The sequence below is a fragment of the Paenibacillus tabacirhizosphaerae genome (assembly GCF_040812395.1).
Lineage (GTDB): Bacteria > Bacillota > Bacilli > Paenibacillales > NBRC-103111 > Paenibacillus_E.
The window spans coordinates 64,841-76,824 of the sequence record NZ_JBFNXH010000020.1 but is presented as its reverse complement, the minus strand read 5'-3'; the positions used below and the strand labels follow the sequence as shown (position 1 = coordinate 76,824).

Annotated in this window: 15 protein-coding genes and 1 pseudogene; 6 read left to right on the top strand and 10 right to left on the bottom strand. The window is 43.2% G+C overall.

What is annotated here, in order from left to right:
- Window positions 1–269: 269 nt before the first annotated feature.
- On the top strand, window positions 270–1,727 hold the full coding sequence (locus tag ABRS97_RS24585) for a GMC oxidoreductase (protein WP_367818382.1): 1,458 nt from the start codon (window positions 270–272) through the stop codon (window positions 1,725–1,727).
- A 6-nt stretch (window positions 1,728–1,733) separates the two neighbouring features.
- On the opposite strand, the pseudogene ABRS97_RS24580 reads toward ABRS97_RS24585, so the two are convergent.
- Window positions 1,734–2,100 (bottom strand): annotated as a pseudogene (locus tag ABRS97_RS24580) (acyl-CoA thioesterase); the annotation flags it as partial.
- Between the two features lie 4 nt (window positions 2,101–2,104).
- Between ABRS97_RS24580 and ABRS97_RS24575 the strand changes: the two are divergent.
- The 4 genes from ABRS97_RS24575 (at window position 2,105) to ABRS97_RS24560 (ending at window position 4,932) form a co-directional block, all read left to right on the top strand.
- Window positions 2,105–2,470, top strand: coding sequence for an aldo/keto reductase (locus ABRS97_RS24575; protein ID WP_367818381.1), 366 nt, complete (start codon window positions 2,105–2,107; stop codon window positions 2,468–2,470).
- Between the two features lie 295 nt (window positions 2,471–2,765).
- On the top strand, window positions 2,766–3,719 hold the full coding sequence (locus ABRS97_RS24570) for a helix-turn-helix transcriptional regulator (RefSeq protein ID WP_367818379.1): 954 nt from the start codon (window positions 2,766–2,768) through the stop codon (window positions 3,717–3,719).
- Window positions 3,720–3,783: 64 nt separating this feature from the next.
- On the top strand, window positions 3,784–4,365 hold the full coding sequence (locus tag ABRS97_RS24565; protein WP_367818377.1) for a GyrI-like domain-containing protein: 582 nt from the start codon (window positions 3,784–3,786) through the stop codon (window positions 4,363–4,365).
- A gap of 138 nt (window positions 4,366–4,503) precedes the next feature.
- On the top strand, window positions 4,504–4,932 hold the full coding sequence (locus tag ABRS97_RS24560) for a DUF1801 domain-containing protein (RefSeq protein ID WP_367818375.1): 429 nt from the start codon (window positions 4,504–4,506) through the stop codon (window positions 4,930–4,932).
- 895 nt (window positions 4,933–5,827) lie between these two features.
- Here ABRS97_RS24560 and ABRS97_RS24555 read toward each other — a convergent pair.
- Together ABRS97_RS24555 and ABRS97_RS24550 are read right to left on the bottom strand one after the other, a co-directional pair.
- The gene (locus tag ABRS97_RS24555; protein WP_367818374.1) at window positions 5,828–6,280 is read right to left on the bottom strand and encodes a tautomerase family protein; all 453 of its coding nucleotides are present in this window, start codon (window positions 6,278–6,280) and stop codon (window positions 5,828–5,830) included.
- 81 nt (window positions 6,281–6,361) lie between these two features.
- Window positions 6,362–7,117 (bottom strand): SDR family NAD(P)-dependent oxidoreductase, encoded by a 756-nt coding sequence (locus tag ABRS97_RS24550; protein WP_367818392.1) that lies wholly within the window; start codon window positions 7,115–7,117, stop codon window positions 6,362–6,364.
- 268 nt (window positions 7,118–7,385) lie between these two features.
- Here ABRS97_RS24550 and ABRS97_RS24545 point away from each other — a divergent pair, with 268 nt between their 5' ends.
- Window positions 7,386–7,769 carry a MerR family transcriptional regulator gene (locus tag ABRS97_RS24545; protein WP_367818373.1) on the top strand — a complete coding sequence of 128 codons (384 nt, stop codon included), beginning with the start codon at window positions 7,386–7,388 and terminating at the stop codon, window positions 7,767–7,769.
- 535 nt (window positions 7,770–8,304) lie between these two features.
- Here ABRS97_RS24545 and ABRS97_RS24540 read toward each other — a convergent pair.
- The 7 genes from ABRS97_RS24540 to ABRS97_RS24510 are packed head-to-tail and all read right to left on the bottom strand — an operon-like array spanning window position 8,305 to window position 11,977.
- The gene (locus tag ABRS97_RS24540) at window positions 8,305–8,517 is read right to left on the bottom strand and encodes a hypothetical protein (RefSeq protein WP_367818371.1); all 213 of its coding nucleotides are present in this window, start codon (window positions 8,515–8,517) and stop codon (window positions 8,305–8,307) included.
- Window positions 8,501–8,623 carry an Rrf2 family transcriptional regulator gene (locus ABRS97_RS24535; RefSeq protein WP_367818370.1) on the bottom strand — a complete coding sequence of 41 codons (123 nt, stop codon included), beginning with the start codon at window positions 8,621–8,623 and terminating at the stop codon, window positions 8,501–8,503. Before ABRS97_RS24535 ends, ABRS97_RS24540 begins: the two co-directional genes overlap by 17 nt.
- Window positions 8,607–8,978, bottom strand: coding sequence for a DEAD/DEAH box helicase family protein (locus tag ABRS97_RS24530; RefSeq protein ID WP_367818368.1), 372 nt, complete (start codon window positions 8,976–8,978; stop codon window positions 8,607–8,609). Before ABRS97_RS24530 ends, ABRS97_RS24535 begins: the two co-directional genes overlap by 17 nt.
- Entirely contained in the window at window positions 8,891–9,853 is a 963-nt protein-coding gene (locus ABRS97_RS24525; protein WP_367818390.1) for a type I restriction endonuclease, read from the bottom strand. Before ABRS97_RS24525 ends, ABRS97_RS24530 begins: the two co-directional genes overlap by 88 nt.
- Window positions 9,853–10,995: a restriction endonuclease subunit S gene (locus tag ABRS97_RS24520; RefSeq protein WP_367818367.1), complete on the bottom strand. Its 1,143-nt coding sequence runs from the start codon at window positions 10,993–10,995 to the stop codon at window positions 9,853–9,855. Before ABRS97_RS24520 ends, ABRS97_RS24525 begins: the two co-directional genes overlap by 1 nt.
- 5 nt (window positions 10,996–11,000) lie before the next feature.
- A complete protein-coding gene (locus ABRS97_RS24515; RefSeq protein WP_367818366.1) occupies window positions 11,001–11,267 on the bottom strand; it encodes a hypothetical protein in 267 nt (88 codons plus the stop codon).
- Window positions 11,261–11,977: a hypothetical protein gene (locus ABRS97_RS24510; protein WP_367818365.1), complete on the bottom strand. Its 717-nt coding sequence runs from the start codon at window positions 11,975–11,977 to the stop codon at window positions 11,261–11,263. The genes ABRS97_RS24515 and ABRS97_RS24510 overlap by 7 nt, the downstream gene beginning before the upstream one ends.
- Window positions 11,978–11,984: the final 7 nt, after the last annotated feature.

Sequence of the window (11,984 nt, the reverse complement as noted above, 5' to 3'; positions counted from 1 at the left end):
GCTCTTTTTAACGATGAGATCCGTCCCACACATCTATAATTGTTACTTTTGAGACAGCCTCTTTGCTGTATGGAGGTGAACCGTGGCTGTGCAAATCCACAATTCGCTGCGGCCGCAACAACGACCCGTTCTTCTAGCAGGGTATTCTCCTATTTTATTCTGCGCCGTCTGCCTGTTGGGAATCTGGAGAAATGGATTCATAGCAGCCGGCACTGTGGAATATATATCTCAGAACAGAGGATTGTTACACTGGAAGGATTGAGGAGAATATGAATGCCAGTCCATTCATCACTAAATGTCCGGAAGTAGAGAAACCGGTTCAATTGAACTGGATACCGTTGGCATCGCTTGACGAGATGGAGCAACGAGAATATGACGTTCTCATCGTAGGTTCAGGTGCGGGAGGCGGCGCGGCTTTATGGCGCCTGTGCCAGCGATGGGGGGCCGATAAACGGATTGGTGTAATTGAAGCCGGCGATACTTTGTTGAGCACACATGCCCGCAATATCAGCACACTTTCCGATGAATTCCGCTTTTCAAGCTATTTGCGAGCCATCAAGCAGCCAGTTGAAGGCAGCGCTCCTGACTTTTCAGGCGCAACGCAAGTGATTGCGCTGGGTGGGAGAACGCTGTTCTGGACCGCTATCACCCCCCGGCCCTATGCAGGCGTGCTGGCCGATTGGCCTGTACCGATGAACGAACTGAATTATTACTATGGGATTGCTGAGCGATTTATGAACGTCCGAGACTACTTTTCTTTTAAATACCCTATGTGGGAAGAGCTGTTGAACCGGCTGCAAGTTCATGGCTTTCCGCAAGCGAAATATGCGCCAAGGGCACTTGATTTTGAGCCGCTTAATTATAATGGCACCATTAATTCCAACGTTTATTTCAGTTCTATCCACTTTTTAAGCGAAGGCTTGAACTTGCATCCCTATGATCTGGCCGTACAAGCGAGGGCCACCCGGATTCTCACCTGCAGCGGCAGAGCATGCGGCGTTGAAGTGATGCGGCAAGACAAGCGTGTTTATAGGTTGAAGGCTAAAAATATTATTCTGGCAGCCGGCACTTTGCAAACCCCGAGACTGCTTCTGCATTCGGCAATTCCGGGCCCTAACATTGGCCACTATTTGTGGAACCATTCTTATTTGCGGGTCATCGTGCAGATGAGGCCGGACGGGTTCGCGCGAGGAATCAGTTTCGCAGTATTCCCTTACGCCCTAATTATTCCCCAGACGGAGGGTCACCCCTATCAAGTCCAGGTTTATCCTTCAGGTTTACCTGATGAAAAGAAACTGGATTTGAACGCTTTTGGGAGAGTAGAACCTCGTTATGCCAACCATGTAGCACTTGATCCATATAAGAGAGATGAATACGGCGTTCCGGTAATCAAGGTGGATTTCGCCTATAGTGACAGGGATTGGGCCGTTATGGAGCAAATGTCGCAAACGCTGCTGCGTGTGGCCTCTGCCTGGGGGAGCGTCATTCAGCCTCCCGGCGTATGCCTGCTGCCTCCCGGCGCAGACAACCATGAATCGGGAACGTGCCGGATGGGCTTCGATCCCTACACCTCGGCAACGAATCCATTCGGGCAAATTCATAACATGCCCGGATTATTTGTTGCCGACAATAGTGTGCTTCCTAGTACGGGCGGAGCCAGTCCAACGCTTTCGACGATTGCGCTAGCCATCCGGACTGCAGATTACATCGCAGGATGGAATCCCTAAGCTGAATCATTCCCATGGATACTTCGTTAGCAAATAGTCAGCGAACTTCTTGCTTTCCTCTCTGCGGTGTTTCCTCATTTCAGTTCTATGCTCGGCAGTTTCATGTAACTTTTTTTCTTCTTCCGTCTCTGGCAGTATACGAGGTACAAGTATCGTCTTATTTTCTTCATCCAAAGCAACGAAAGTAAGAAAAGATGTCGCAGCGATTTTCCTCTCACCACTTCTTAAATCTTCTCTGACCACTTTCACAAAAACCTCTATCGAACTCTTGCCCGTCCATGTGACGAAAGACTCTAGGGAAACAAGAATCAGTTGGCCTGATAGGGTGTAAGAAATCAACTGAGTCAGTAGAAGCTGTCACTGCTGTCACACGTGTTGTGGCGTATAGTCCGCTTGCATCAGGCCTGCTCTCCGGGAATTACACAGCCGATACCCGTTTTGGCGAACAAGACTGGCGCTCCAAATCCTCCTCTCATACCGGAGAAGACTTTACCCAAAACATCTCCATTGTCGAGCAATTGAAAGCATTGGCGACTCAGCACAACGTTACCGTCGCGCAACTTGCCATTGCTTATGTACTTGCAAATCCAGCCCTGACGAGCGCGCTCGTCGGAGTCCGCAATCCGGAGCATATCCTTAAAGCTTTGCCTGCCGTGGATGCGAAACTGGATGAAGCTACAATCTCTTCAATTCGAGAAATCGCCGCAAACGGCGCAAGAATTGAAATGCCGATCAACGAATAGACCCAGGTGCCAAAAAATACTGGCCTCATCAGATTAAGGAGCCGCGGCTATGGGGAAGCCATCACCACACAGCCTTGTGCGAGCACAATGATTCATGAGCGGTAACCGAGAATAAGCTGAATTTGGGTTTCAATTTGTACATTGTGCCCAGACTTAAGGCATGGTATATTCTGTATACAAAAGAAACCTCTCCTTCGTTGATGTTTGCGCAGTACCTGCATTCTAAACATCTAAACAAGGAGCGGTTTCTTCTTGCTATTATTTTGAATTCGGAAGCGTAATGAGGGGACATTCTATGAAACTGGACAGGCTCTTATCCATCATTATTTTGCTGCTGAACCGTCGTAGGATGCAGGCCAAGGAGCTCGCGGAGCGGTTCGAGGTGTCCCTACGGACGATATACCGGGATATTGAAGCGATTAATGGGGCCGGCATCCCCATCATCACCTATCAGGGAGCGAACGGAGGCATCGGGCTGGCGGAAGGTTACCGCTTGGACCGCAATGTGATGACCAACGACGAGCTTGCTATCATCGTCACCGCCCTGCGCAGCATCTCCACCTCATATGGCAACGAGCAGCATCAACAGCTCATGGAGAAAATCAATAGCGTTATCCCGCCCGCATACTCCGAGGAATTCCGGCATCTGGCCAGCCGCGTAATGATCGACTATTCGCCCTGGGACGGTAACGAGAGACTGCGACCTAAACTACAACTATTGAAAGAAGCGATAGACAACTGTCGAATAGCGGGATTCATCTATTCCAATGCCGAAGGAGTGGTATCCCATCGGATTGTAGAACCGCATATGCTCCTCCTAAAAGGAAAGCAATGGTATTTAAATGCCTATTGCCAAGCGAAAGAACAGTTCCGGCTGTTCAAGCTAAAGCGAATGAAGGAACTAGAGGTCTCCCCCGAGAGGAGATTCATTCGAAGAGAGCTTCCCCTACACGAGCATGTCACAGGTCAGCGCTCATGCGATCCCTCTCAGGTAACAGAATTCGTATTGCGCTTTCGTGCTGATGCTCGTCATTTGGCAGAAGAATGGTTTGGCATCGAGGAGCTTTCGCCCCTGGATGACGGGAGTTGGCAAGTGAGGAAGGCGTACCCGGAAGATGAATGGTTGTATCGATTCATTCTCAGCTTGGGCCACCATGCAGAAGTGCTCCATCCTCCACATTTGCGCGAGATCATTGCTTGTCGTGCAGAACAAGTTGCCAAAATATATAGAAAGGATCATGCAACATGACAGATAGTTGTCATGTTACATGGTTTACACTAAACACATTCCACTAAAAGGAGAATGATTAGTGATGAGACAAGACGAATTCATCCCGATGGGACACAACAGTGCGCCTCCATCCGACAGCTCGCTACCCGCAGAAGGGGCAAACCACAAACTAATTGAACCAGCCCGTATCGAGGAACTTCCCTCTTTCACCCTGGCCGGAATTAGCACCGTCACGACTAATGCAGCCGAATTAAGCGGCAAAGGAAAAATTGGTCAGCTGTTTGAACATTTTCACGCCCTTAACATCAGCGAGCTTCTCGCCCCTCATCTCCAGCAGCATGGCCATTATAGCTGTTACTTCAATTATGAACAAGGCGCTGACGGACAATATGAAGTGATGGTCGGGGTACATGTACGGGAATTAGTGCAGGTTCAAGATCTCGCGTCCATTTCAACGTTTACCGTCCCTTCGGCGAAATATGCCGTATTCGTCACCGAGCGGGGACCCATTATTGAGGTGGTACAGCGGGCTTGGACCGATATTTGGCATTGGTCGAAACAGTCCGGCAATGACCGGGCGTTCACAGGCGATTTTGAATGGTATAGCCCGAATGTAGATCCGAACGACGGGCAAGCGGAGATATATATCGCTATACGCCAATAGTCAATTGCACCGTCCCTGTAAAAGAACAGGTTGTGAGCCCTTTCCAGCTTGCAGCGAAAGGCCTCCTATCCAAGACAAACGCTTGGATTTAGGGGACTTTCGTGCCCTCCTGCTTAGGATGCAGAAACAAGGAAGGGAATGATCGTTATAAGTACGATTGAAAACGTAAGGGTAGCAGCTGTGTTCGACCAGTATCCGAAACACATTCAGAAGAAGCTGTTATTTCTTCGGCAATTGATTCTGGAAACGGCCTCAGAGATAGAAGGCATATATCCCCTGGAAGAGACACTGAAATGGAGTGAACCTAGTTACGTCTCAACAAGTGGAAGCACAATAAGAATTGACTGGAAAAAATCAAGCCCGCATCTGTATGCCATGTATTTTAACTGCAACACAAGACTAGTCGAAACCTTCAGGGAACTTTTTGCCGATATATTCAACTATGAAGGCAATCGGGCAATTGTATTCGCCGAGAACGATGAAATACCAGTAGATGAATTAAAACAGTGCATTTCATCGTCTCTCACTTACCATACCCGAAAGAACCTTCCCATGCTTGGCATGTGATAAAGCTACATTAGAGGAAGCAGATCTGTTCACTGAAAAGTAAACCTGCGTTGATGGTTAGCGCAACTCTGAATTTACGAGTCGAGGAATTACAAAAACCCACAATCTCATGCGGTTGTGATTTACATGGTGGAGGCGAAGTGGCTTGGTAAATCCACAATTCACCATAAGCTTCGTTTTGACCACGGAATCACGGTTCTATTCCTCCGTCTAAGTCTACTTCTATTAAAATTAACCCCACAAATAGCAATGTGCCCCCTTAAGATTTACGGTGGCATTGAAAAAAATAACGGAGAGTAAATCCTCATACATAGCGTCCGAAGATTTATATATTCGAAGCAAGAGCAATCACAACCATCCGAAAAAATATTAACTATAACTTAAATGACCACTAACAATGTTACTGTGTAACATCAGATATATTTCCACCAAAAAATCAAGCATATTTTTGCCTTTAACATGACAGAGAAGGGATTAGTCATATTTTCGAAGTCACTGAAAAAGTAATATGGCTTAAAAGAACAGAAACAAAAAGACCGTTTATTGCCTTTGGAATGGCTTTAACGGTCTTTTGTTGGTCTCCACGTCCCTTAAACCCACGTGTCCCTATGGTATTAGATAAAAGCTCTGCCAGTTACCTGTGCGTGGAGGCTTAGCCCATCAAATTTTGTGAGGTAAGCACGGCGACAACCGCGTTTGCTAGCAAGGACATGGAAGCCTGATTTTTGCCCGATAAGAAGGTTCCTTTCCTCGACGATAAATGTACTCCAGTTCGTCCGTCTGCTATAGACTGCTCCATGTTTTCGCAACTTGTCTGCCAAAAGCCAAGGTGCGATCTTCGCAGTCCCGAACTCTATTTCCTCTTCATTACTAAGGGCAGTCATTTTTCGGCTAGCTACAGAGCAGTTGCGTCAATTGATGATGCTCGGAAAGCTGCTAAATCTGCCTTCCGGCCAAAGATCCCCCAATTTTCCTCGTGGACTTCGTGAATGATGATATAGACTGGAATGAGATAAGAAGTGCCGAGCTGCCGTCCGAAAATTGTGGTAGCCCCTTCGACCAGCCTCATTTTGGCATCGCTGTCTAAACCGCCCTCAATGACGAAAATCTGCACGCTGACAACATTCGTTGTCGCTTCTTCATCTCCCATAAAAGCGGTATCCTGATCGTAAAGATTAAAATAGGTCCAAACCGTACTTTTGACGAAGGGAGACTTTGGCAAGGCTTCGCATTCAAGCGCAAAATCTGTGAGTTCTCCGACAATTGATCGCCGTGCCTTCACATCGAACGCCGCTTCAGGCGCGTGAACAATAATCAATGGCATTGTATTTTCCTTTTCCATAGGCATATTAAAGGAGGCCGCCTCATTTCCACGCAGCGGTCTCTGACAACTAGAAGGAAGGTGACTTCCAGTCAATATTACTAGCGATCAGATATTCTGACCACCCGAGACCTCGATTCTCTGCGCATTAACCCAGCGATTGTCGGGACCGAGTAGGCTGGCGACTGCAGGACCAATGTCGTCGGGTACGCCGACACGACCAAGGGCAACCATCGCGGCAAATGCTTCATTGTAAGCCGGCGTGTCGCGTACAGCACCGCCTAGAAAATCGGTTTCGATTGCACCAGGCGCAATGGTATTAGCGGTGATACCGCGGTGACCCAGTTCTTTGGCCATATAGATGGTTAGAATCTCGATCGCACCCTTTGCCGCTGAGTAGGCGGAGAAGCCGGGATAAGAGACACGAGTGAGGCCCGATGAGAAGTTCACAATACGACCACCATCTGCAAGAAGCGGCAGAAGGGCCTGAGTCAAGAAAAACACGCCCTTGACGTGCACATTGAATAGGCCGTCGAACTGAGCTTCTGTAGTTTCGGTAAAGCCGATCATTTCTCCGTGGCCGGCATTGTTCACCAGATGATTGAAAGTGGGGCTACCCCAAGTAGACTGCAGGGTCGAACGGAGCGTCTCAGCAAAGGCCGCAAAGCTGGCAATGTTTCCAACATCGAGTTGTAGAGCGACCGCTTTACGCCCCAGAGCTTCGATCTCAGCAACGACAGATTTTGCTTCTTCTGATTGGCTACGATAGGTCAGGATGACATCGCCGCCATGACGCGCAATACTGATGGCAGTATTGCGACCAAGTCCGCGGCTGCCGCCAGTGACGATTGAGATATTGTTCATTGTAACTTCATGTTCTAAAGTTCCCGTTTTCAACAGTAGTTCATCCTCTCTGAAATCAATTTTCGAATACACTGTTAGCATAGTTTATAAAGTTCACTTTAAGTCAAGGCTTTTGTTTATTTATAAAAAGTGTACAATTAAATGAAGAAAATTCTTTTAACAATCATATTTTCCCATCATTTAAAATGTAAAATTTGGATAAGGCACTTGGAAAAAACGAAGAATTTCATTAAAGTTCACTCTAAAGAAAAATGATGGAGGTTTGTTTATGTTGACCATAAAAAAAGTTACTGAAATGACAGGAATAGCAGCTCCCACACTTCGATATTACGAAAAGGAAGGGCTGCTCCCACATGTTAAGAGAAATGAAAATGGGAAGCGGTTATATGACCAAGAAGATTTAAGCTGGATACACTTCGTTACTGCGCTTCGAGCAACAGGAATGCCCATTGCTCAAATTCAGAAGTATGTTTACTTATACAAAGAAGGGGACTCGACGATTTCAGAACGAAAATTGATGATGCTCATTCATAAAAAAGAAATTGAGAAAAGCATAAAGGATCTATATTTTAACTTGGATAAAATAAACTATAAACTTGCTTTATACGATGTATTAGAATCTCAGATTGAACGAACTAGTATTAAAATTTGACTTAATACCGTTATTGTAGTGTAAAGTATTGCAATTGGAGCTTTGAGCTAATACGAACCATGTAAGAAGCATAAGAATATCCAGAAGTAGCTGTATGAAATACCTTCAGACACCAGCTATAATGTCAAGATAATAACTTTAATGTCATCAGTCATATATAAGTAAATCAATGATGGATTAAGCGGGGACATAATCTTATAAATTGCTTCGATAAATAACTAAAGTTGGATGACGCTACTTCGTGAATCCATCTTGCTTTCTTGCCATTTCGCTCTAATTGTGAGAATAATATTCCTGCATTCGTTGATTTGCCTGTTGAAGGAAGGCCCTCCATCAATCAACCTGGATTGATTGAGTGTCTGTTCCATAATGAGCACTCCTTGGTTTTATAAATTTTCCAATTATACCATTACAAAAATGACGGTACAATTATGAGCAAAACTGCCCGTTACTTGAATGTAAAAACAAGGAGCAGTTGCCGCGTAATCTACTCCCTCCTTATTGTGCTATAGTTCACCTTTACTATAATCCTCGTTCACGCATTGATGTCTAAACCTTTCGTTTCGGCTATTCCACTCTTGACCAGATACTCAATCGTAATCCCCGACAATTCGTTCTCCATAGTCGTTTGGACTTTAGTGTACACTCCATCCAATAAATGCGGCATTTTACTTCCTACCGGACAAGTCGGGTTTGTATCCTGATGAATGATAAAAATTTCCTGATTATCTTCAATAGATAGTTGCACGATATACATCCAATAGCGTGATTTGATTTGCCTTTTTGGCCAGGTTTATCGCTGCATTGGTTCCAAGAGTAGATGTAATAAGACCAGCTTTAGTAAGTTTTCTCATGATTCTTCTCTTCGTCAATAATAATGGCAAAATTGTTCTTTCGATGTTCACTCCCACTATCCTCAAGTATATATGGAAACTTATGCACAATTGTAATAATAATCTTCTTACCATCTTGGAGAAGCTTCTTAAGATCGCCAGAGCTTTCAGCATGACCAACCGTATTCGCAACTTGCATAAAGCTATTAATTGAATTTCTAATTTGCTTATCAAGAATTCGATCCGTAACGACAATGACCGAATCAAAGGTATTTTTCCCGTTCGTAGTTATGGAAACGAGCTGATGAGCAAGCCACGCAATGGAATTTGACTTGCCGCTACCTGCACTGTGTTGTATGAGATATTTTTGACCCACCCCATAGTGTTAACGTCAGCTAAAATAGCTTTAACACCCGCAAGTTGATGAAATCGAGGGAATATTTGAGTCTTCTTGATCTTCTTTGTTTCTTCGTCTTTCTCCTCAACGATTTGCGCATAATTTCCAATGATGTTTGAAAGTTCATCTTTTTTAAAAATCTGTTTCCACAGATAGTCCGTTTTTATACCGTCGGGATTAGGTGGGTTGCCGGCACCATCATTGTAGCCCTTATTAAAAGGTAAAAACCAGGACTTTTTACTATCAAGCTTCGTACCCATTTTAATTTCATTATCATCAACTGCAAAATGTACCATACATCTACCGAAGTTAAACAGAAGTTCTCGCGGATCACGATCCATTTTATATTGATAAACCGCATCTTCAACATTTTGCTTTGTAAGTCGGTTTTTAAGATCGCAAGTAATAATGGGGAGCCCATTAATTAAAACAGCAAAGTCAAGGGCAAGCTTAGAATTGTCTCTTACATACATAAGCTGCCGCGTGACACTGAAAATATTTTTATCGTATAATTCTTTTGCTTTATGATTTTGCTCATATGGTGTGAGATAAAATAAATCTAATGTAACGGGATACACCTTTATACCGGATCTAAGCACATCAATGATGCCGTTTTTTGTAATTTCGCCTTGCAAGCGGTTCAGAAGTTTAGACTTATTGATATCGCTGTTGAAAACGCCTAAAATCTCAAGTTTTTCAGGTTGGGTATCGTGCAAGAATCGAAATAGTCTGGATTCATCAATTGCATATTCTTTGATATAGTCGCTATTTTGCCCTTGTTCAAAGCCATTGTTGTTCACAAGATAATTTACTATAAGGGTTTCTAATCCGCTCTCTTTCGTGTTGCTTGGTATTACACCTCACACTCCTCGAAATCTGCAACTTCCTCATTATCCATCTCATCTTCGTTAATCTCATCAATATCTTTACCTTCTTCTTCAAAATCTGCAACTGTAATGTGTCTCACATCGATTTTGCCTGTTGCAACATCAGAGATAAGGCGAATACGATATTCGGAGATAAGATCGATTTCTTTTTCCATACCAGCAATATTTTTATCGATTATCGCTGTTTTTTGAGTGATATGGTCAATTATTGCTTGTTGTTCAGTTGTATTTGGAATTCCAATAATAAAATTTGCTATAAAATCAATTAGTACACGTTTTTGACCAGCTGCACCTGTCATAACTTCTGCTCCAAATAATCTAAAGTAACTTGTTCTTGTGATCAGGTACAAATACTGAGGTAACATGATGTTTTTTTGAGCTCTTAACACAATAAATTCAGTTGTTCCAAAACCAAGTTTTGATTCTAAATTGTTCAAACATGCTCCTTTACCGTTCTCGAAGCAAGGTGTAATTTTAGCTACGACCACATCATTTCTCTCGAAATATGTAAAGACATCTTTTATTTCCTTAATGGGTCTTTTTTCAGAATCGTCAACATCGACATTGGCTGATATTTTTTCCATAGGTAAAAATACTACCTTATCGTCAGGCGAAAACTCTCTAAACAAATCACGCTTTGAGGGATTGATATTTGCACATCTCTTTAATTTTTTACATTCCCAGTGCTCAGGAATATCACCAAGCCAATCAATACTAGAAGACTTTAGCTTTACTTCAGAATTTACTCCTCGTGTTACCGCATTGTTTATGATAGCTTGTTTTAATTCTCTAAGTAACTTAATCTGTCTCCTCTTAATCCGAGCGAGTCGGGTAACCATTCTACCATGGTTATCTAAGAAATCAGCGATTTTCTTCTGTTCATTACTAGGCGGGAATAATGACGGTATTTGTTTAAACTCATCCCAGTATAACCTGTTACGGTCTGCAACAATTCCATGTGAATATTTATTTACTTCATTCATGTAGGCATGAGTTCGAAATAGGTATGAATAATATCTACTGTCCACTTCTGATAATGGACTCGCAACAACATATGCTGGACTAACCAAGCCATCGACAGGAGCAACTCCAACAGCTCCTTGCCACATCCTCATCAGCTTGTAGCTATTTCTCCCTTTCGAACACGTTTGTATTGTTCACGATTGTTCACAACTTGCTTTCTCTTCGAATTTTCAAAATCCCTCACACAAATTCCTGTTTTTAAAGATACCTCTAAAATTGGTAAATCAGGAAATCCTGTCTGATTTCGTTGTGAGAAGATTTGACCATTTCTAAGAACTTTCCAATGTTTTGGTATTTGTCCAAAACACGGTTGGTCAGAATCCCTATACTCAGAATAAGGCGGAAGTGACTCTAGCATAGCTCTTTCCTCCCAATTGCCCGCTCTAATAATCCTTCAGTTTCAATCTCAAGTTCATAAATCTCTGCTTTTATTTCATCAAGCGTTCGTAGTTGTACTGGTTTATCAAAATATTTCGAAAAGTTTATTTCATAGCCTATTTGTGTTTTGCTTTCATCAACCCAGGCATCAGGGGCAAAAGATAAGACTTCGTCCTCGAAAAACTGTTCGATGCCTCCTACATGTAACAGAGGTATTTGCTCTGTATCTCTTACATTCGCATCTGATTCATATTCTACAACGCATGCTTTTCCGTCAATTACAATACTGAATAACCCGTATAAAGCATTCGCTTCAACTTTACCCGTCTTGAATATTTTCTTGATTACTTTTTCTGCATTTTCATCTACTATAGCTAAGTTATTTTTAATAAGGTTTAATCTTTTCACTGGTAGTTTTACACTTAATTTATCTGCAACTATGTTTAATTCTACCAAAAACTCGTTGAAATTATTTACTCTCCTGAATTCCATTTTTTCTGCCAATTGACTAATAACATCCATGACATTACTATCATTTTGTTCTATACAAATCTTAGCAAACTCTTCAAGGCGTTTCTTTGGTAGGTCCACACTTAAGCGTAATGGTCTTTCAACAGTGATTTTCCAGTACCCAAACTGTTTATTATCAAATATCATTGACTGCTCAGTTTGCTCAAAAGCAAGAAGCATATCTGCA